Genomic DNA, 19351 nt, shown 5'->3' with positions numbered 1-19351 from the left:
GCCGGCCGGCGGAATATCAGCCCTGCAGCCCGAACAGCCGGGCGGCGTTGCCGTACAGCAGTTTGTCCAGCACCGGCTCGCGAAAGCCGAGTTCGAGGAAATCGCCGATCGACTGGCGGATGGGGCGGAACGGATACGACGAGCCGAACAGGAACTGGTCGGCCAGAAAGCCGTTCACCGCCTCGACGTAAAGCTTGCTGCCGGCGATGAACAGATACATGTCCGGCACCAGGTGGATGTTCTCGTAACGGAACGCCACACCGATGGCCTGCGACACGTTCGGCCACCAGCCGTGGTAGCAGACGATGGGCAGTTGCGGAAACGCGCGCGCCACGTTGGCCAGCGGCGCGGGATCGTTGAAGCGCGGGTCCGGCGTGGTCGGCCCGGTCATCAGGAACACCGGCACGCCCAGTTGCGCGCACACCTCGTAGATCGGGAAATAGGTCGGATCATCGACATGCCGCGCCGGACTGCCGAAGCCCGGCTCGATGTCGATGCCCGCCAGCCCCAGTTCGCGGATCGCGCGCTCGGCCTCGTCCACCGCGCCGCGGCCCTGGATCACCGGATCGACGCCGGCGATGCCCAGCAGTTCGTCGTGGCCGTGGGTGATGCGATGGATCAGCTCGTTGGGCAGACGCTGGGACGGCGTGTGCCGCCCCACCACCACCGCCTTCGCCAGCCCGGCATCGCGCACCTCGGCGAGAAAGCCTTCCTGCGTGTGCGAACGGGTGAAATGCTCGTCGCTGCCGCGGGTGCCGACGCGCCGGTTGAGCCAGCGCGCGGTGTCGTATTCCGGCGTGCCCGGCGTGGCACCGAAGAAGTCGTGCAGGAAGGCCGGCCGGCAGCGCATGTCGATGACTTTCATGCAGCGGCCTTCTCGGCGGACCTGGCGTTGACCGTGCTGGCGTCGAACGGCCCGCCGGTGATCACCTGGTCCTGGATCGTGACCGGCGCCTTGCCCGGCAGCAGCGGGAACACCAGTTCGGCGAAGCGCCACGCCTCCTCCAGGTGCGGATAGCCGGACAGCACGAAGCTGTCGACGCCCAGATCCACGTATTCCTTGAGCCGCGCCGCCACGGTCTGCGGGTCGCCCACCAGCGCGGTGCCGGCGCCGCCGCGCACCAGGCCGACGCCGGCCCACAGGTTGGGGCTCACCTCGAGCTTGTCGCGGCGCCCGCCGTGCAGCGCCGCCATGCGCCGCTGGCCTTCGGAATCCATGGACGCGAAGCGCGCCTGCACCTTGGCGATCGTCTCGTCGTCGAGGCGGCTGATCAGCTTGTCGGCCTCGGCCCACGCCTCTTCGTTCGTTTCGCGCACGATCACGTGCAGACGCACGCCGAACCGGACCTTGCGCCCGCGCGCGGCGGCCCGCGCGCGCACGTCGGCGATCTTCTCCGCCACCGCCGCGGGCGGCTCGCCCCAGGTCAGGTAGGCGTCGACGTGCTCGGCGGCGAGATCGTGCGCGGCGTCGGACGAACCGCCGAAATACAGTGGCGGATGCGGCTTCTGCACCGCCGGGAAGAGCAGTTGCGCGCCTTCCACGCGATGATGCTCGCCGTCGAAATCGACCGTCTCGCCGGCCAGCAGGCGGCGCCAGATGCTGAGGAACTCGCCCGCCTCGCCGTAGCGCGCGTCGTGGTCGAGGAAGACGCCGTCGCCGGCCAGTTCGGTGGAATCACCGCCGGCGACCACGTTGAGCAGCAGGCGGCCGCGGGTCGCCTGGTCCAGCGTCGCCGCCATGCGCGCCGCCGCGGTCGGCTTGGTGAGCGCGGTACGCAGCGCGACCAGCAGCTTCAGCCTGCGCGTGACCGGCGCCACGCTGCCGGCGACCACCCACGGATCGAGGCAGCCGCTGCCGGTGGGGATCAGGATGCCGTCGTAGCCGAGGTTGTCGGCGGTCACCGCGATCTGCTGCATGTATTCGATGGTGACGGGCCGGCCGGAATTGGATTTGCCGAGATAGCGGGTGTCACCTGAAGTGGGCAGGAACCAGAAGATGTCGAGACTCATGGAAGATCCTCGTGGACTTGGAATTTGGAGCCGGGCCGCGGGAAGCGGGGCGGATGCGCGGTCGCCGGCCGTGGCTGCGGGAGTCGACGGCGGCGCAGGCCCTCATTGTCCGGATCGCCGGAGAGAACCGAACCAAGAAAACCTGCGTAGCTTTGCGATGCGCAAGATATGCCGCCCGGGCCGTCCCGCGCCGCACCCGGCGTGCGCACCGCCGCCCCGTTCCTGCCCGGCGGGGCGGCGGCCGCGGAACTCAGGCGAGCGCTTCCGTAGCCTCTTCCCTTTCGCCGGAGGCCGTCTGCGCCTTCGCTTCCAGCTCGCGCACGAGCGGCAGCACCTTCTCGCCGAAATAGGCCACTTCTTCCTGGAAGTGCAGGAAGCCGCCGAGCACCAGGTCCACGCCGACCGCCTTCAGCGCGACGATGCGCTCGGCGATCTGCCGCGGCGTGCCGATCAGGTTGGTCTTGAAGCCGTCGTTGTACTGCACCAGATCCTCGAAGGTGGACTTGGCCCAGTTGCCCTCGCCTTCCGGGCTGGCCTTGCCGGCCTGCTTGACCGCGTCGCCGAAGGCATTGACCGCTTCGCTGTCCGCCTTGTCGATGATCTCCTGCAGCACCGCCCTGGCCTCTTCCTCGGTATCGCGGGCGATGATGAAGGCGTTGACGCCGATCTTGACCTCATGGCCGTTGGCCGCCGCCTTGGCGCGGATGTCGTCCACCTGGGCCTTGATGCCGTCGACGCTGTTGCCGTTGGTGAAGTACCAGTCGGACACGCGCGCCGCCATGTCGCGCGCGGCGCGCGAGCTGCCGCCCTGGAAGATCTCCGGATGCGGCTGCTGCAGGGGCTTGGGCTTCAGCGTGTAGTCGTGGAAGCGGTAGAAATCGCCCCGGTAGCTGAAGTTGTCCTGCGTCCAGATGCCCTTGATCACCTCGATGAACTCCTGCGAGCGGCGATAGCGCTCGTCGTGCTCCAGCCAGGGCTCGCCGATGCCGTGGAACTCGCCGCGGAACCAGCCCGACACGATGTTGACCGCCACGCGGCCGCCGGTGAGATGGTCGATGGTGGCGATCTGCTTGGCCAGCACCGCCGGATGCCACGGGCCGGGCAGGATCGCGGCGATCACGCGCAGCTTCTCGGTGGCCGCCAGCAGCGCATGGCTGATCGCCACCGATTCGTGCTGGTACTCGGCGCCGTAGCCGGCGGTGAAGCGGATCTGCGACAGCGCGTAGTCGAATCCTGCCTTCTCGGCGATCTGCGCCAGCTTGCGGTTGTAGTCGATGTCCCAGCTCGTGCGCTGCTCGATCTTGCTGACGACCAGGCCGCCGCTGACGTTGGGCACCCAATAGGCGAACTTGATGTTTTCGCGGCTCATGCCGAATCTCCTTGGCTCGTTCCGGTTCCGGTAAGGATCAGGCTGCCGCCCGCACGTTCTTCTGCACGCTGGACACGGCCGGCGTGCGCGGGCGCAGGAAGGGACGCGCGCGCTCGGCCGCCAGGTCGATGCGCGCCTGCAGCGCGGGGCTGGTGACTGCGTAGTTCTCGAACTCCGCTTCGCTGCCATACACGCCGATCGGCAGCGTGTGCGACTGGAAGAAGCTGAACAGCGGGCGCAACTGGTGCTCGATCACCAGCGCATGGCGGTCGCTGCCGCCGGTCGCCGCCAGCAGCACCGGCACGTCGATCAGCGCGTTGTGGTCGACGAAATCGAACAGGTGCTTGAAGAGCCCGGTGAAGGAGGCGCGATAGACCGGGCTGGCCACGACCAGGAAGTCGGCCGATTCGATCGCCGCGATCTCGGCCTTCACGTCCTCGGGCAGTTGCGACGGATACAGCGCGCCGGCCAGCTTCGGGCCGACCGTCCCCAGCTCGATCAGGCGCACGTCGATCGACGCCTGCTCGCCGAGCGCATCGATCAGCGCCTCGACGAGGGCCAGGGTACGCGAAGGACGCTGCAGGCCGCCGGAAACCGCGACCACCTTGATCTGCTTGCTCATGGATTCACCTTTCGTTGTTGCTTGTGCCGCCACCGGCACTCTCACCGGCCGAAGCACTTCCCATGCCAGAAAAATTCTCTTTTCATTTCATCTACTTGTGGAAAAAACCCGGCTCACTCTGGTGAGTTGCCCGCAACTCGCGGAACGGGCTGCTGCGTTTGCAGCAGCCCGTTGCTGCGCCGGCGACAGCGCCTTCGCCCCGCTGCCGGAACAGCTCGACCAGTTGCTCCACGACCTGGGCGGGCGTGCCGACGATCTGGGGAACCAGCATCCCTTCGCCGTAGAGCCGCCCGACGTCGGCCAGGGTCAGCCCGTCCCGCCGCGACAGCTCCTTGATGATCGAGAAGATTCCCTGCATGCCCTGCACGGCGATGTCCGCGACCGGCGTATGAAGCGGGAAGCGTGAGAAGTCGACGTTCATGTGGCTCGACAGCGTCGACAGGCCGATGATCGGCACGCGCGCCACGCTCAGACGGCGAACGAAAGCGACGCGAAATCCACCGGTTCGAACGGACGCGGCCGGGAAGCGAGTTCTTCCGTCAGGTCGAGGCAATCCAGGCGCTCGCCATTCAGCAGCGACAGCGCCCGGGCATGCACCCTCGCCAGTTCGGGGTCGGCCCGGTCGCGCGGCCGCGCCGCCCGCACCTCCAGTTCGCCGGCGATGCGCCCCGGTCCGCTGGCCATCACCACGATGCGGTCGCTGAGATAGGCCGCCTCGTCGATGTCGTGCGTGACCAGCAGCAGGGTCGTGCCGTGGCGCGCGGCCAGCGACAGCAGCAGGTCCTGCAGCCGCATGCGGGTAAAGGCATCGACCGCGCTGAACGGCTCGTCCAGCAACAGCAGGGCCGGCTGCGCGAAAAGGCCGCGGGCGATCGCGGCGCGTTGCGCCATGCCGCCCGAAAGCTGCTTCGGATAGGCATCGGCGAAGTCGGCCAGCCCCACCTCGGCAAGCAGCTCCCTGACGCGCGGATGGCGGCCTCCGCCGCGGCCGGCATCGAAGCCGACGTTGTCGGCCACCGTCAGCCAGGGCAGCAGGCGCGGCTCCTGGAAGATGAAGCCGACATCCGGCGAATGCAGTTGCGGCAGCCCGCCATTGACCCGCACCCTGCCGCGGTAGTCTTCGTCCAGGCCGGCGACGATGCGCAGCAGCGTGCTCTTGCCGCAGCCGCTGGGGCCCAGCAGGCTGACGATCTCCCCCGCGCGCAGTTCGAAGGCGACGCCGTCGATGACGCGGCGTGCCTCGAAGCGCTTGTCGGCGACGTTCAGTTCGAGAAGCGATCGGGACACCTGCGTGCCTCCCTACGAACGAGCGTTGTCATAGACGTCGCGCCATGCGAGCAGCCTGCGCTCGAGCACCTGCAGCAGGGTGTCGCTGAGCTTGCCGAGCACGGCCAGCACGACGATGGCGACGATCACCAGGTCCGCGCGCGCGGTCTCGCGCCCGTCGGTGAGCAGATAGCCCAGCCCCCGGGTGGCGGCGATCAGTTCCGCCGCGACGAGGAACATCCACGCCAGCGACAGCCCGGTGCGCAGCCCGGTCAGCAGGTTGGGCAGCGCCGCCGGCAGGAAGATGCGCAGCACCAGCCGCCAGCCCTTCAACCCGAAGATGCCGCCCACCTCGACCAGCTTGCGGTCCACGTTCTTGATGCCCGCGACCAGGTTCAGATACACGGGGAAGAAGGCGCCGATCGCGATCAGCGTGATCTTGGGCGCCTCGTCGATGCCCAGCCACAGCAGCAGCAGAGGCACCCAGGCCAGCGAAGGAATCGCCCGCAGCGCCTGGAAGGTCGGATCGAGATAAGCCTCCAGCCCGCGCGACAGGCCCACCGCGGCGCCCACCAGCAGCGCCAGCAGCGCGCCGATGGCAAAGCCGGCCAGCACGCGGACGCTGCTCACCAGCACATGGCCGAACAGTTGGCCGCCGGCGGCCAGGTCCGCCAGCGTGACGAGCAGCTCCGAGGGCGGCGGCAGCAGATGGGCGGAAACCCAGCCCGCGCGCACCAGCGCCTCCCACAGCACGACGATGGCCAGCGGCACGGCCCAGCCCCGCAGTTGCGAGGCGAAGCGGCGCCCCGCCGGACGCCGGGCGCCATCGGCTCCGCCCGCCGCCGGCAAGGCCGGATTCAACGTGGACACCTTGCTCACTTGCGGCCGCTCACTTGATCACGGCGCGCGCATGCGACGGGTCCACCAGCGCGCCGACCACCGCGCCCACGTCGGTTCCCTTGCGCACCAGATCCTCCTCGACGAGGATGGGCGCGGCCGCCTTCAGCGCCTCGATGTGTTCAGCGCCCGGCACCGGCTTGCTGAAATCGTTGCGCGACAATTGCAGCTTCGCGACCTCGAGCGGCAGCTTGGCCTCCTCGGCGACCAGCTTCGCCGTTTCCTCGGGATTGGCGACGATCCACTTGCGGGCCTTCTCGTACGCCGCGATCACGCGTTTCACGTAGTCGGGATGTTCGTTCGCGAAGCGCTCGGAAGTGTTCAGGAAGCCATAGGTGTTGTAGCCGACGTTGCGGTACAGCAGCTTCGAGCCGGCCTGCACCTCGCTGCCGGCCATCAGCGGGTCCAGCCCCGCCCAGGCGTCGACGCGGCCCTGTTCCAGCGCCGAGCGTCCGTCGGCATGCTGCAGCGCGAGGATCTCGACGTCGCTCTTCGACAACCCTTCCTGGTGCAGGCTGCGCAGCAGGAACAGGAAGGGATCGGTGCCCTTGGTCGCCGCCACCTTCCTGCCCTTCAGGTCCTTGACCGACTTGATCGGCGAATCCTTGGGCACGACGAGCGCGGTCCATTCCGGCCGCGAATACACATAGACGCTCTTGATCGGATTGCCGTTGGCCTTCGACAGCACGGCCGCCAGTCCGGCGGTGGAACCGAAATCGACGCTGCCGCTGTTGAGGAATTCGAGTGCGCGGTTGCTGCCCTGGCTCAACACCCACTTCACCGGCACGCCATCGGCCTTCAGGTCTTCCTCCAGCCAGCCGAACTTCTTCAGCACCAGGCTGGGCGGCGAATAATAGGCGTAATCGAGGCGGAGTTCGGCCGGCTTGCCGGCCGCATGGGCAACGCCCACCGACAGCAGCAGCCCGGCCGCGAGTCGGCTGAGGTGTTTGAAAGTCTCGAACATGGCTGATCCTCGGAAATTGGATGGACCTGGCCACATCGCAACCATCGTGCCTGAAACGTTTTCCGCGTTCTTTCAGCCCCTTGGGCAGGAACCCGCCCGATCCTGTGCGCGGATCGCAGCAGCCGCGGCGAAGAACTGTTGCGTACGCAGCAGCCGCCACGACGAAGTCTCATGAGGTGACGCACCCCTTCGTTCTGGCAGGTCCGCCATTTTTCCGCCAACCGTGAGCCGAGTGCGTGCAGATCAGGTCAATCCTGTAGCAGAACGCCAGCGCATCACGGCTTGGCAGTCGCCGTCCGATCCCACTCCAGTGCCGGAACGACGACAACCCATCTTTTCATGCCGGGAAAATTTGTCTTGTCGCAAATTACCGAAACATCAGCCAGCCTCTGCCCTTTATTTTCTTCGGACCACGCGGTGCGTAAAGGAACGATACAACGAGGGACGAACGTCTTGCTGTTTGGTTCAAGAAGCTCATAGCTCGTGCCATACGACTTGTTCCATTGATCCATGAACTTCATCGCCTCTTTTCGAATTTCGTACAAACCTTGAACTTCGCCTCTTGTGCGGTCGTCATCAGTGTTCCAGGCCTGGGCAACGTTGCAGGATCCGAAGATCGAGAATGCGAACAACAGGGCATACCGCATTATTTTTCCTTTTCCGGCTCTCCCTCGACGACGAGCGTGCCGATGCTTCTTCCATCGCCACCGCGATGACTGACATGCACCTCTATCTCTCGATTCGCCATTCAGCTCAAGAGTCCGATATCGCGCGGGGGATCATGCAAACAAGTTATACCAGAAACAGACGAGAGCGCTTGGAAACCAGAAAAACAGATGTACGACAAAACGGTAACGCTTGCAGCAGATATAGATGTACCAGACGAGATTCAAAAAAAGCAATGGCAACATTATGAGGCCAGCCGGCACCCACCAGATCCACGCCAAGCCTGGAACGTAGAGCACCAGAGCCATCACCACCCACACGCCGATAAATGGGGAGGCGTTTATGGCCAGTGAAACACGAGCGACTCTCCATTCCTCTCGGTCTCCAGAAAGTATGATCATCAGGTCAATTCTCCCTATATTCTCGATTCGCCATGCAGCTCAAGAGTCCGATATCGCGCGGCGATCATGCCAACAAGTTATACCCGAAAAAGACGAGAGTGCTTGGAAGCCAGAAAAACAGATGTACGACAAAACGGTAACGCCTGCAGCAGATATAGATGTACCAGACGAGATTCAACAAAAGCAATGGCAACACTATGAGGCCAGCCGGCGCCCACCAGATCCACACCAATTCTGGAACACAGAGCATCAGAGCTATCACTGCCCCCACGCCGATAAAAGGGGAGGCGTTTATGGCCAGCGAGACATGAGCGATTTTCCGCTCCTTGCGGTCTCCAGAACGTGTAATCATCAGGTCTATTTCTCCCTATATGCTTGATTCACCAGATCATTCTTCCCCGCCACTCCGGGGGAATTCCAGACTTCCTGTTTTCCGCGACATATCGCCTTCCCTTTTCTTCCTTTATGGGAAGGACACACTTCTCTCCCTTCTGCATGGAAACGCCATCTGCCTTCGTGGCAGCTCTTCACGAATTGCCGGATCGATGGCCGTCTCATGCAGGCACATGGGTACGCTCCTTGATGTGCTTGAGGTTGGCGACGATGGTGAAGGTCATGATGATGAGGAGCGACCAGGAACTCCATTTGCCGACATGAACCGCGGACCACGCGCCAAGCTGGTTTGGATACTTCCAGATACCGAAGAAGGTGCTGATGTTCTCGGCGAGCCAGATGAAGAATCCGATGAGGACGAACGCGAGCAGCAACGGCATTTTTCGATCCCGGTCCAATGGGCGATAGATCACGGTGGATCTGGCATACAGGCCGAGAGCGCATGCGGCGATATACCAGCGGTAGTCGCCGATGTAGTGGTGGGTGAAGAAGTTGACGTAGATGAGCAGCGCCATTACACCAGCCATCCAGTAGGGAGGATGATGGGCGATACGGACTTCGAGAAGCCTCCATGCCTGAATGATGTAGCTGCCGATGGCCGCGTACATGAAACCCGAGAACAGGGGTACGCCGTAGAGCTTCGTGTACGCAAAGTCGGGATAGGCCCAGGACTTGATGCCGCTTGAAGTCTTGAACGCTTCGAGGGCGAAGCCGATGACATGGAAGAGCGTGATCGTCTTGAGTTCATCGATGGTTTCGAGCTTCGCCCGGACCATCCAGACCTGAATGGCGACGGCAGCGATGAGCAGGGCGTCGTAGCGAGGTACGCCCCACAATCCGTCGCGCGGAATCGCGAACACGGCGACGAAGAACAGACCGGCAAACAGGCATGCACGGGCTTCCTTGATCCCGAAATACAGGAATTCGGCAAGGAAGCGGAACGACCCTGCAAGGTGCGGCCTGTCGACGTGGCTCGACAGATGATCATCGAGCACGCTCAGGCGCAACAGAGAAAGTCGGGCGAGAATTCGGGTGGTCATGTCATGCGCGGATTGATAGCTTGTCATTGAATCGGCGGCCAACAGGGGGCGAGAAGATTCGTTTTCAGGTCATGGTTTGATCTGCAGCCCTTTCATCCAATGCCTGGCACGATGAATCCGAGCGGTCTGATGCATTCGAAATCGAAGAGGCACAAAAAATTTCCGCCATGTTCAGAACGGCCACGGCCGGGGCAGTCGGGCACGTATCCAGTCCCACGTCGTCGGCGGCATCGCCATTCTTGTCCCGAAGCCACTCCCGTCCCCGTCGTTGTAGATCAAGTAGTCGTCGCCATACTCCAGCTTGTGGAGCCATCGCGACTCCCAAAGCGGCTCAAAGTATCGCTCTGCCAGCAACTCGCCATCCATGGAGAACACCCGGATACGCGCCCTGTCCGGAACACTATAAAACGACCGGGTCTGATCGTGAGGCAAACGGTCTAATCCGCAAATGCTGACATTGAGCGGCTTCCCCTGAAAGACATGGACGCCACCATTCAGTTTCGCAGTGTATTTTTCGCAAGATTCGTAATTGTTGAGTGAATAGAAATAGTTAAATAGCAATACGAATGCAATGTATGGAATACCCACCGCCATCAGGCACTGCCGGAGGACTCGTTTCCAGTTCATGGTTTGATCTGTTGCCTTCTTTCACCAAGGTCCAGCACGATGGGCGTAGGCAGCTTGATTCGCTCGAAACTGGAGAAAATGGCGAAATCTCCGCCGCGCCCCTTGAGTTTGCGCCAGTGCCGGAAGTCACGGTTACGGACGGGATAAAAGACTTCCTTTTTCCGCAGGTGCCTTCCGATGTCGACCGGCTTGTCCAGATGTGCGGGCAAAGGCGGCAGATAGGACTTTGGTTCATTGCCGCTCTCGTGGGCGAGAATATCGGAATATTTTGAAATCAATTCCGAGGCAGCCGCATCCCGGGCAATGATGACGCCATGACGGTTCCAGTGCCCGAGATATTGAGACACAGTTTTATCGTCATTGAACGCATAGCTATCCCGCGCATACACATAGATATGTGTGACCTCCACCCGCGTGCGTGTGCAGCGATACCAGATCGGCCCGTACCAGTTGTACTGCTCGGTCGACACCTGTGCCAGGGCCACTGCGGCATAGAACGAGAAGTTGGCCAGCGAAGCCGTCAGATCATTCACGAGGCTGGCGTAGTCGTCGAGGGCATCAAACGTCGTGACATTGACCCGTTGAAACTGGAATTGCCGATGAAACGCCTGTTTGTCGTTATTGCAGTAGGCGAGTGTATCCAGCGTGGCGTAGTAATAATTGTTGCGCTGCTGGTCAATGAAATATTGAAACTGCTTGAGCAGTTCCTCCCTTGCCCTATCGTTGAAGATGTTTTCGGGCGTACTTGCTTTCAGATTTGTTGCTAGCAGATGCGCATGGCGTTGCCGAACACGGCCGAAGCCCAATATCCATTTGAGCTTGAAGGTATCGGTATCGACAAAATCCGGGGCATGGGTTGCTGTGGGGTCATCCAGCGCATATACCTTGCCGTTGAACCAACGCCGCGCACAGTAGGCGGCGTATTTGAAGCCCATGGCTTCCATGCCTTCCGGCAGGTCGAGCATGTCGAAGGGTGGAGGCGTTACGCAGGCTTCGTCCCTGAGGCGCTCTTGTGCGGCGGCCGGCGCAGCGGCGGCGGGCGGTGGGGCGGACTGGGCCGGCGGGGACTTGGCGTTGTCCTTTCCCGTCTCGGCAGCGGCAGGTTGCGCCGGCAGTTGGGGTTTGGGCTTGTTTCTATCTTCCGGCAGCGGCGGCGGGTCCTTGTCCATCGAAATAGTGGCCTGGGTCTCGATCGGCCGGCAGCCGAGCCCGCCGTCGCGGACCTGCCACTGCTTGCCCTCCCGAACGTGATAGGGGTATCTGCCCCGGGCCAATTCCAGGTAGTGCTCCGTTATGCGATCCACCACTTTGACGAGAAAGGACACCTCTAGCCTCCAGTGCGGAGCACGGCCACGGCGGATGGCGCCATATGCACGTCGATGGGCCGTTCTGAATCGGGGCTGTCGTTGTCGCAGGCATCCATGGCGGCGTTTCCTCGGGCAAGTGCGGCGCGTCGGCGTGGCGCGCGGATCATCGATGGCGGGGCATCGTTTCCGATGCGGTCACCGGCACGCACTCCCTGTGCTTCGGAATGCTGTGGGGCCGAGTTACCGAGGGCTCGACGAGACCGGGCAACGTGCCGCCTGTATATGGCGCACGGAATTTCCCACCAATTCACGCGGCGATGTTTTGCTCGTGGGGCGGAAATCTTTGGTCACTGGAATGGATGGTGAAAATTTTCCCGGGAAGGCGCCTTCTGGGCCTCGGACATCGCTCATCCGCGGGAATCGGACGGGGCCGGCCGCATCGCGGCGATCGTGCGCGAATCGGCTCTTTTCTTGGACGCACCTGAAGAGAACGAGCGAAGCCCGGTGCGGGGCCCGAAAAAAGAACCGCGCACTGCCGCATGTGCAGCAGTGCGCGGAGAGGCGCGGGGAAACGGCGCGGATCGGGCTCGATCAGATCCGCTTGTTGAGCACGCGGGCGAGGCGGTCGCCGCCGGGGCCATGCGCGCGCATGGCCCCGGCCCGATGTCGCCCGTAGCGGAACGACCGCTCAGAAGCCGTGGCGGATGCCGGCGGCAAAGCCGGTCTGGTAGCCGTCGCCGGCGTTGTAGCCGGCGCCGACCGAGCCGGACAGGTTGGTGGAGTCGCGGGCCGCGCGATTGTTGTCGATCTTCGCGTAGGTCGCATGGATCGCCGTGCGCTTGGACAGCGCATGCTCGTAGCCGACCGCCCACTGGCCGGCCTTTGCATCATCGCCGCCGGCGACGGCCTCCGTCTTGCGCGCCACGTACGAGGCCAGGACCTTGCCCGCCGCGCCGGCCGGCACCGTCACGCCGACGAACCACTGCTTCGTCTTCTCGCCTTCGGTCGCGCCGGTGTCGGGGCTGAAGTCGCCGTTGTCCGCGCGGCGGATGCCGTAGGCCGCGGCGAGCTTGGCGACGCCGAAGTCATAGGTGCCGGCGAGGTCGTAGACGCGGACCTTGTCGCCGTCGTACAGGCCGGTGGATTTCGCGCGCAGGTCCTGGATGTGCAGGCCGACATGGAGCGGACCGCTGCGGTACTGCGGCAGGATGGACAGCGCGCGCACGTCGCCGACGTCGCCCGCGCCGCGATTGCCGGGCGATTCGTTGCCGTAGCCGTCCAGCGTGAAGGCCGCGGTCACCGAAAAGCCTCCCCAGGACGGCGACACGTACGTCACCAGGTTGTCCCAGCGATACTCGGAAAGATAGACGTTGTTGTACTGGCCCACCGTCACGCCGCTGAAAGGATCCACGGTGGAGGTGAGCACGTAGCCCGGCGTGTATTGGCGCCCCGCGCCCAGCGTGCCGAAAGCGCCGGCGAGGCTGACGAAAGCCTGACGGCTGAAGGTGCCGCCGCCGGCCGACGTGCCGGTGTCGGCCGCGATGCCCTGCTCCAGCACGAAGCCGGCCTGCAGCCCGTTGCCGAGATCCTCGTTGCCGCGAAAGCCGAGGCGCGTCGGCGTGCTGGTGCCGGAGTCGATCGCGGAACGGTTCTTTACCCGCGAGTCTATGTTGTCGCCGCTGAAGCGGTAGCCGACATCGACCGTGCCGAAGATGGTCACGCTGGATTGCGCGAATGCCGGGGCACCCGCAAGGCCGGCGACGGCCAGTGCAAACAGTCTTTTCTGCATGTCATTCCCTGTGAGGTGGTTGGGTCTTGAAGCGATGGGTCTCGTCGTTATCGGGTCTGGTGCCGGCGCGCCGTTCAGGCAGCGACGCCCGCCCCCAGGTACAGGTCGTGGATGTCGCTGCGCGCGGCCAGCTCGGCGGCGCTCCCCTGCGCCACGACCCTGCCGCTTTCCAGCACGTAGGCGTGGTGCGCGTGGCGCAGCGCCACGCTGGCGTTCTGCTCGGCGAGCAGGAAGCTGACGCCTTCGTCGGCGTTGAGCCTGGCGACGATGGCGAAGATCTCGTCGACAATCAGCGGCGCGAGGCCCATGGACGGTTCGTCGAGCAGCACGACGGCGGGCCGGGCCATCAGTGCGCGGCCGATGGCGACCATCTGCTGCTCGCCGCCGGAGGTGTAGCCCGCCGCCGATCTGCGCCTTTCCTTCAACCGCGGGAAGTAGTGGTAGATCCGCTCCAGCCCGGCCTTCACCTCCTGCCGCGAACCGCCGCTGGCCAGCGCGCCGGCCAGCAGGTTCTCCTCGACGCTCAGGTGCGGAAAGCAATGGCGCCCCTCCAGGACCTGGACGAGGCCGTTGCGCACGAGCACGTCGGGCGCGCTGCGCGTCACGTCCTTGCCGCGGTACAGCACGCGGCCGCCCACCACCTCGCCGCGCTCGGCTCCGACCAGCGCCGAGATCGCCTTCAGCGTGGTGCTCTTGCCCGCGCCGTTGGCGCCGAGCAGCGCGACGATGCGGCCCTCGCCGAGCGACAGCGACACGCCGTGCACGGCCAGGATCACCTGCTCATAGACGACCTCGATGTCGTCGACCTGGAGAATCGGCATTGCAGTCATGGCTGATCCCCGGTCAGGCGACGGCATCTTCGAGCGCGCGCCCGCGGGCGGCGGCTTCCTCCGCCTTCACGCGCTCGATGTCGCGGTAGCGCGCCGCCGGATGGCTTGCCGGCAGGTACGGCCCTTCGCCGAACAGCTTCTCGCGCAGCGTGCCGGGCTTGTAGGCGGCCGGATAGACGCCGCGCCGCTGCAGTTCGGGCACGAGGTAACCGACCACGTTCTCGAAGGTTTCGTGCGCCACCGCATAGGCCAGGTTGAAGCCGTCGACGCCGGTGTCCTCCACCCACTCCTGCAGGATGTCGGCCACGGTGGACGGCGAGCCGACGAACACCGGGCCGAGGCCGCCGAGACCGCCCCAGCGCGCCAGCTCGTCGATGCTCCACGACTTGCCGCCGCCGGCCAGGTGCTCGACCACCGAGACGATGGCGTTGGTTTCCACCTTGCGCACGAGGTCGGTCGGCGCGTACTGGCCGAAATCGATGCCGCTCCAGCCCGACATGAAGACCAGCGCGCCGTCGTAGGACGAGTGGCGCTGGTATTCCTCGAACCTGGCCTGCGCCTTGGCGTCGGTCTCGTCGACGATGATCGTCACCAGGTTGTAGACCAGCACCTTGCGCGGATCGCGCCCGGCGGCGGCGGCCTGGCGGCGCACGTCGGCGACGTATTCCCTGAGCACTTCCTTCAGCGGCGAGGCGACGAACACGCATTCCGCATGGCCGGCGGCGAAGGCTTTGCCCGCGCCCGAGGCGCCCGCCTGGTAGAGCACCGGCGTGCGCTGCGGCGAGGGCTCGCACAGGTGGTAGCCGGGCACCTCGAAATACCGGCCCTTGTGGCCGATCTCGTGCACCTTCTCCGGGTGGGTGAAGATGCCGCGCCCGCGGTCGCGCACCACGGCCCCTTCCTCCCAACTGCCCTCGAACAGCTTGTAGAGCACCTCGACGTATTCACCGGCCACCTCGTAGCGGTCGTCGTGCCGGCGCAGGCCGCCCTGGCCGACGTTCCTGGCGCCGCTCTCCAGGTAGGAGGTGACGATGTTCCAGCCCACCCGGCCCTTGGTGTGGTGATCGGCCGTCGACAGCCGCCGCGCGAAGGTGTAGGGGTGCTCGAACGAGGTGGACGCGGTGATGCCGATGCCGAGGTGCTCGGTCACCATCGCGATCGGCGCCGCGAGCTGCAGCGGATCGTTCACCGGGATCTGCGCGGCCTGTTGCAGGGCGTGGTAGTTGCTGCCCTTGTAGACGTCGTAGTAGCCGATCACGTCGGCGATGAAGATGCCGTCGAAGATGCCCCGTTCGAGAATCCTGGCGAGATCGGTCCAGTACGCCAGGTCCTTGTACTGCCACGAGCGGTCGCGCGGGTGGGTCCACAGCCCCGGGGACTGATGGCCGACGCAGTTCATCTCGAAGGCGTTGAAGCGGATGGTCTTGCTCATGGGGCGTGGTCCTCCGTGCGTGGCGGCCGGATGCTCAGTTCCACGGGTGGCGCGGCGGATTGATGCCGTTCAGGTGGAAGTTGCCGACGTGGAAGTACTTCCAGCGCACCGGGTCGTGCAGCGTGTGGGTGCGGGCGTTGCGCCAGTGGCGGTCGAGGTTGTGCTCGCTCAGCGTGGAACGGGTGCCCGCCAGCTCGAACAGCTTGTTGGTGGCGGCGATCGCCACCTCGGTGGTGAGCACCTTGGATTCGCTGGTGGCCAGCGTGGCGCGGTTGACCGTGCCCTCGTCCGGGGCTGCCAGCGCATCGTCGATCGCCCGTCCCGCGCGCTCCAGCAGCGCTTCGGCCGCATGCAGCCGGATCACCAGTTCGCCGACCGCGCTGACGGTGAACGGGTCCTCGCCCGCCGACTCCTTGCCGCTGTCGATCCACGGCCGGCTGCGCGTGCGCACGAAGGCGACGGTCTCGGCGATGGCAGCGGCAGCGATGCCGGCGTCGATCGCCGACTGGATGATCTGCGAGATCGCGCCGGCCGCGGTCGGGCGCTCGAAGGCCGCCACCGGCACCAGGCGGCTCGCCGGCACGCGCACGTTCTCGATCCTGATCGAGCCGGAGGCGGTGGTGCGCTGGCCGAAGCTCGACCAGTCGTTGATGACGGTGAGGCCGGGGGCGTCGCGATCGGCGAAGACGAGATAGCCCTTGCCTTCGTCATCGACCGCGACGATGGGCACGATGTGCGCCAGCAGCGCGCCGGTGGTGTAGAACTTCTGGCCATTGACCACCACGCCGTCGCCCTCGCGGCGCAGCCGCGTCTCGAACGCGGCCACGTTCTTGCTGCCCTTTTCCGAGAACGCGTTGCCGAAGCGGATGCCCTGCAGCACGAGGCCGAACAGCGCCTTCTTCTGCTCTTCGGACGCATCGAGGTCGATGTGGGCGACGAGGGCCAGATGGTTCTGGGTGATCTGCGCGATGCTCGAATCCGCCTCGGCCAGGATGCGGATCACCTCGGCCACCGTGGCATACGACACCCCGGCGCCGCCGTAGGCCCTGGGCACGGTGATGCCCCACAGGCCGCTCTGCGAGTAGGCGTCGACCTCGGCGATCGGCAGGTAGCCTTCGCGGTCGCGCAGCGAGGCTTCGACGGCGAACCCGGCGGCGAGCCGGCGCGCCACCTCGATCGCCTCGGCGTCGCTGCGGATGACGTGGGCGGGCTGCGACGGACGCGGCAGCGCGGCGAACGGCGCGGCGGTATTGACGCGCTGGCGGGTTTCGGGACCGGCTTGAAGCGTACTCATTCGGGGCACTCCTTTCTCGGGGTTGCGGGTGGAATCACTTGCTGGCCGCGGGGCTGCCGCCGATCTGCCAGACGTAGGGCGGCTCGGTGCCGTTGATCGACCAGTCGCCGACGATGCGCGCCTTGTAGACGAGCGGGTTGTGGGTGGCGACGGTGCGCGCGTTGCGCCAGTGGCGGTCGAGCGCCAGGCGCTCGCTGGCGGACGAGGCGCCGAGCGCGTCGAACAGGTCGGCGGTGGCGCGCAGCACGAGGTCGGCGATGACCACTTGCCCCTGCGCCGACTCGATCTCGGCATCGATGTTGGCGGCCTTCTCCGCCGCCTCGTCGCCGCCGAAGCGGGCGAGGTAGGCACGCTGCGCCGGCTCCGCCGCGCGCACGGCGATCGCCGCGGCGGCATACGCCTGCGCCGAGATCTCGCCGACCACCTGCTGGATCTGCGGATCGAGCCTGGCCAGCGGCGCGTTGCCGGTGCTGAAGATGCGCTTGCGCCCGGCGACGTGCCGCGCGACCTCGCGTTCCGCGGCGCGCGCGATGCCGGCCAGCGTCGCCAGATGCACGAGCTGGTAGAAGGCGGTCTGGTACTTGAAGCGGGTGGAGAAATCGATGACGTCCTCGGCTTCCACCACCGCGTCCTCGAAGACCGAGGTGCCGCTGCCGGTGGTGCGCTGGCCGAAGCCGTCCCAGTCGTCGAACTGCGTCACGCCCGGCTGCGCGGTGCGCACCGCGGCGATGACGTCGGCGCCGGTGTCGGCGCGGCGCGCATAGACGTCGATCCAGTCGGCGAAGATGCTGCCGGTGCTGTAGTACTTGCGCCCGTTCAGCACCCAGCGCCCGTCCTTGGGCGAAACCAGCGTGATGACGTCGCCGATCTTGACGTCGCCGACCTCCGTCCACGCGTTGCCGAAGGTCTCCCCCGCGACGAAGCGCTTGAACCAGACGTCGCGCTGCTCGCCGGCGGGCGCGTTCAGGCGGTCCTCGACGAAGGCGAAATGGCCGCGCAAGGCCTGCGGCAGGTTGGAATCGGCCGCCGCCAGCTCGATCAGCAGCGCGAACAGTTGCGGAAGCGAGGCCCCTGCCCCGCCATGTTCGACCGGCACGCGCACCGCGCCGAAGCCCGCTTCCTTCAGCCACTTGATCTGCTCATGCGGCAGCGTGCGCGTGCGCTCGCGCTCGACGGCCCCTTCGGCGATGCGCGCGAAGATGGGACGGAAGCGGCTCGCAAGCTGCTCGTAGTCGGTTCCGGTCGACAGGCTGGAAAACTCGTCGCGATGGGTCATGGCTGGGCTCCAAAGTGGATGGGGTCGGAAGACAGGCCCCTTGAGCACCTTCCATGCCAATTTATTTTTCTTTTTATAAACAACAGGTTGAAGAATTCACCCGGGAAGATCGTGCTGCACCGCAACCAGATGGGAAACGTTCTGATGCGCAGCCAGCAGCACGGCCGGACAGGGGCAGGGGCATGGGCGAGAAATCGCGGCCTCGCGATCCCGCGCAGACGCCGCCGGCGCGCGCCGGCTATCGGGATCTGGCGCTGCTGGTGATGGCGACCGCGCCGTGGCACTCCGGCCCCGGCAGGCCGCCGCCGGGAGCGCGGAAAGAGGATTCCCGCCCTATGCCGCCCACGGGTTGATGACGGCGACTCCGGCAGCCTCGAACGGGCTCGCGTCGCGCGTGGCCACGGAAAACCCGTTGGCGGCGGCAATGGCGGCGATATAGCCGTCGGCCGTGGCGATCGCCAGGCCCGCCGCGCGAGCCTTCGCCATCAGCGCCGCATAGGCTTGCGTACATGCGGAATCGAAAGCCAGCAGGCGCCCGGCGAACAGCGGCAACACCTGCTTTTCCAGGCTCTCATGCAAACCGGCCCGCCGCTTGCCGGCCGGCAGCAGCGCCACGCCGGCGCGCAGTTCGGCCACCGTGACGGCGGACAGGTATAGCGTTTCGAGCGGCTGCGCGTCGATCCACTCGACCACGCGGGCGTCCGGAGCACGGCGCAGGGGCTCCGAGACCACGTTCGTGTCGAGCAGGATCATTCAAAGCTCGCCGGCCGGGCCGGGGTCTTGTCACGCGCCTGCTCGAAGACGGCGAACTCTTCATCGGTCAGCCCGGCCCGGCGGCCGATGTCGGCCAGCAGGGAGCCCAGCTTCACCCGCCCTTCCGGCTTCACGGCCGATTCCAGAATCTCGCGCACCTCCGCTTCCGTGCTGCGGCCGTGCATGGCGGCTCGCACGCGCAGGGCGCGATGCACCTCGTCGGGCAGATTGCGCACTGTCAGCATGGCCAATTCAAGACTCCTCGTTGCATTCGATGCATGCACTTTATATTCGTGCATTCAACCATGCAAGCCTCGTCGCGCAGCGCGCTCTGAACACGCTGCCCGTCGAGATCCAGGATCGTCCTGCGCCGGCTGCGGCACTTCTCCCGCGGCCAGCGGCGGAACCCGCCCTG

Annotated in this window: 21 protein-coding genes; all 21 read right to left on the bottom strand. The window is 65.5% G+C overall.

What is annotated here, in order from left to right:
• Positions 1–16 precede the first annotated feature (16 nt).
• Positions 17–865 carry an amidohydrolase family protein gene (locus CCZ27_RS05565; protein WP_096446317.1) on the bottom strand — a complete coding sequence of 283 codons (849 nt, stop codon included), beginning with the start codon at positions 863–865 and terminating at the stop codon, positions 17–19.
• Positions 862–2010, bottom strand: coding sequence for an FMNH2-dependent alkanesulfonate monooxygenase (ssuD, locus tag CCZ27_RS05560; RefSeq protein ID WP_096446315.1), 1149 nt, complete (start codon positions 2008–2010; stop codon positions 862–864). The genes CCZ27_RS05565 and ssuD overlap by 4 nt, the downstream gene beginning before the upstream one ends.
• 250 nt (positions 2011–2260) lie before the next feature.
• Positions 2261–3379, bottom strand: coding sequence for a dimethylsulfone monooxygenase SfnG (sfnG, locus tag CCZ27_RS05555; RefSeq protein ID WP_096446313.1), 1119 nt, complete (start codon positions 3377–3379; stop codon positions 2261–2263).
• Between the two features lie 37 nt (positions 3380–3416).
• A complete protein-coding gene (gene msuE / locus CCZ27_RS05550; protein ID WP_096446311.1) occupies positions 3417–4001 on the bottom strand; it encodes an FMN reductase in 585 nt (194 codons plus the stop codon).
• A gap of 91 nt (positions 4002–4092) precedes the next feature.
• Complete coding sequence (locus tag CCZ27_RS05545) at positions 4093–4458, bottom strand: hypothetical protein (RefSeq protein ID WP_157748450.1); 366 nt, start codon at positions 4456–4458, stop codon at positions 4093–4095.
• Positions 4459–4469: 11 nt separating this feature from the next.
• Positions 4470–5288: an ABC transporter ATP-binding protein gene (locus tag CCZ27_RS05540; RefSeq protein WP_096446307.1), complete on the bottom strand. Its 819-nt coding sequence runs from the start codon at positions 5286–5288 to the stop codon at positions 4470–4472.
• 12 nt (positions 5289–5300) lie between these two features.
• Positions 5301–6146: an ABC transporter permease gene (locus tag CCZ27_RS05535; protein WP_198363269.1), complete on the bottom strand. Its 846-nt coding sequence runs from the start codon at positions 6144–6146 to the stop codon at positions 5301–5303.
• A 10-nt stretch (positions 6147–6156) separates the two neighbouring features.
• Positions 6157–7128: an aliphatic sulfonate ABC transporter substrate-binding protein gene (locus CCZ27_RS05530; protein ID WP_096446305.1), complete on the bottom strand. Its 972-nt coding sequence runs from the start codon at positions 7126–7128 to the stop codon at positions 6157–6159.
• Between the two features lie 275 nt (positions 7129–7403).
• Positions 7404–7775, bottom strand: a complete 372-nt coding sequence (locus CCZ27_RS23295; protein WP_157748449.1) for a hypothetical protein — start codon at positions 7773–7775, stop codon at positions 7404–7406.
• Between the two features lie 132 nt (positions 7776–7907).
• The gene (locus CCZ27_RS05525; RefSeq protein WP_157748448.1) at positions 7908–8195 is read right to left on the bottom strand and encodes a hypothetical protein; all 288 of its coding nucleotides are present in this window, start codon (positions 8193–8195) and stop codon (positions 7908–7910) included.
• 64 nt (positions 8196–8259) lie between these two features.
• Positions 8260–8547 carry a hypothetical protein gene (locus CCZ27_RS23290; RefSeq protein WP_157748447.1) on the bottom strand — a complete coding sequence of 96 codons (288 nt, stop codon included), beginning with the start codon at positions 8545–8547 and terminating at the stop codon, positions 8260–8262.
• Positions 8548–8749: 202 nt separating this feature from the next.
• The gene (locus CCZ27_RS05520) at positions 8750–9628 is read right to left on the bottom strand and encodes a DUF817 domain-containing protein (protein ID WP_096446301.1); all 879 of its coding nucleotides are present in this window, start codon (positions 9626–9628) and stop codon (positions 8750–8752) included.
• A 171-nt stretch (positions 9629–9799) separates the two neighbouring features.
• Positions 9800–10255 (bottom strand): hypothetical protein, encoded by a 456-nt coding sequence (locus tag CCZ27_RS23285; RefSeq protein ID WP_157748446.1) that lies wholly within the window; start codon positions 10253–10255, stop codon positions 9800–9802.
• Entirely contained in the window at positions 10252–11580 is a 1329-nt protein-coding gene (locus CCZ27_RS05510; protein ID WP_096446297.1) for a DUF6402 family protein, read from the bottom strand. Before CCZ27_RS05510 ends, CCZ27_RS23285 begins: the two co-directional genes overlap by 4 nt.
• A 670-nt stretch (positions 11581–12250) precedes the next feature.
• Entirely contained in the window at positions 12251–13351 is a 1101-nt protein-coding gene (locus CCZ27_RS05505; RefSeq protein WP_096446295.1) for a porin, read from the bottom strand.
• 74 nt (positions 13352–13425) lie between these two features.
• Positions 13426–14181, bottom strand: a complete 756-nt coding sequence (locus tag CCZ27_RS05500; protein ID WP_096446292.1) for an ABC transporter ATP-binding protein — start codon at positions 14179–14181, stop codon at positions 13426–13428.
• A gap of 13 nt (positions 14182–14194) precedes the next feature.
• Positions 14195–15613: an LLM class flavin-dependent oxidoreductase gene (locus tag CCZ27_RS05495; protein WP_096446290.1), complete on the bottom strand. Its 1419-nt coding sequence runs from the start codon at positions 15611–15613 to the stop codon at positions 14195–14197.
• Positions 15614–15647: 34 nt separating this feature from the next.
• Positions 15648–16907 (bottom strand): SfnB family sulfur acquisition oxidoreductase, encoded by a 1260-nt coding sequence (locus CCZ27_RS05490; protein ID WP_096446288.1) that lies wholly within the window; start codon positions 16905–16907, stop codon positions 15648–15650.
• Positions 16908–16941: 34 nt separating this feature from the next.
• Entirely contained in the window at positions 16942–18183 is a 1242-nt protein-coding gene (locus CCZ27_RS05485) for an acyl-CoA dehydrogenase family protein (RefSeq protein WP_096446286.1), read from the bottom strand.
• 333 nt (positions 18184–18516) lie between these two features.
• Positions 18517–18936 (bottom strand): type II toxin-antitoxin system VapC family toxin, encoded by a 420-nt coding sequence (locus CCZ27_RS05480; RefSeq protein ID WP_096446284.1) that lies wholly within the window; start codon positions 18934–18936, stop codon positions 18517–18519.
• A complete protein-coding gene (locus tag CCZ27_RS05475; protein ID WP_232516647.1) occupies positions 18933–19181 on the bottom strand; it encodes a FitA-like ribbon-helix-helix domain-containing protein in 249 nt (82 codons plus the stop codon). The genes CCZ27_RS05480 and CCZ27_RS05475 overlap by 4 nt, the downstream gene beginning before the upstream one ends.
• Between the last annotated feature and the right edge of the window lie 170 nt (positions 19182–19351).

The sequence above is a fragment of the Thauera sp. K11 genome, from assembly GCF_002354895.1.
Taxonomy (GTDB): Bacteria; Pseudomonadota; Gammaproteobacteria; order Burkholderiales; family Rhodocyclaceae; genus Thauera; species Thauera sinica.
This window is presented reverse-complemented; position numbering and strand designations above follow the sequence as displayed.

Bases quoted from the DNA above. Each gene is read 5' to 3' on its own strand.
- CCZ27_RS05490 (WP_096446288.1), bottom strand. From the start codon at position 16,907: ATGAGTACGCTTCAAGCCGGTCCCGAAACCCGCCAGCGCGTCAATACC.
- CCZ27_RS05475 (WP_232516647.1), bottom strand. From the start codon at position 19,181: ATGCTGACAGTGCGCAATCTGCCCGACGAGGTGCATCGCGCCCTGCGC.
- CCZ27_RS23290 (WP_157748447.1), bottom strand. From the start codon at position 8,547: ATGATTACACGTTCTGGAGACCGCAAGGAGCGGAAAATCGCTCATGTC.
- CCZ27_RS23295 (WP_157748449.1), bottom strand. From the start codon at position 7,775: ATGCGGTATGCCCTGTTGTTCGCATTCTCGATCTTCGGATCCTGCAAC.
- CCZ27_RS05525 (WP_157748448.1), bottom strand. From the start codon at position 8,195: ATGATCATACTTTCTGGAGACCGAGAGGAATGGAGAGTCGCTCGTGTT.
- CCZ27_RS05480 (WP_096446284.1), bottom strand. From the start codon at position 18,936: ATGATCCTGCTCGACACGAACGTGGTCTCGGAGCCCCTGCGCCGTGCT.
- ssuD (WP_096446315.1), bottom strand. From the start codon at position 2,010: ATGAGTCTCGACATCTTCTGGTTCCTGCCCACTTCAGGTGACACCCGC.
- CCZ27_RS05565 (WP_096446317.1), bottom strand. From the start codon at position 865: ATGAAAGTCATCGACATGCGCTGCCGGCCGGCCTTCCTGCACGACTTC.
- CCZ27_RS05500 (WP_096446292.1), bottom strand. From the start codon at position 14,181: ATGACTGCAATGCCGATTCTCCAGGTCGACGACATCGAGGTCGTCTAT.
- CCZ27_RS05485 (WP_096446286.1), bottom strand. From the start codon at position 18,183: ATGACCCATCGCGACGAGTTTTCCAGCCTGTCGACCGGAACCGACTAC.
- CCZ27_RS05505 (WP_096446295.1), bottom strand. From the start codon at position 13,351: ATGCAGAAAAGACTGTTTGCACTGGCCGTCGCCGGCCTTGCGGGTGCC.
- sfnG (WP_096446313.1), bottom strand. From the start codon at position 3,379: ATGAGCCGCGAAAACATCAAGTTCGCCTATTGGGTGCCCAACGTCAGC.
- CCZ27_RS05530 (WP_096446305.1), bottom strand. From the start codon at position 7,128: ATGTTCGAGACTTTCAAACACCTCAGCCGACTCGCGGCCGGGCTGCTG.
- msuE (WP_096446311.1), bottom strand. From the start codon at position 4,001: ATGAGCAAGCAGATCAAGGTGGTCGCGGTTTCCGGCGGCCTGCAGCGT.
- CCZ27_RS23285 (WP_157748446.1), bottom strand. From the start codon at position 10,255: ATGAACTGGAAACGAGTCCTCCGGCAGTGCCTGATGGCGGTGGGTATT.
- CCZ27_RS05520 (WP_096446301.1), bottom strand. From the start codon at position 9,628: ATGACCACCCGAATTCTCGCCCGACTTTCTCTGTTGCGCCTGAGCGTG.
- CCZ27_RS05495 (WP_096446290.1), bottom strand. From the start codon at position 15,613: ATGAGCAAGACCATCCGCTTCAACGCCTTCGAGATGAACTGCGTCGGC.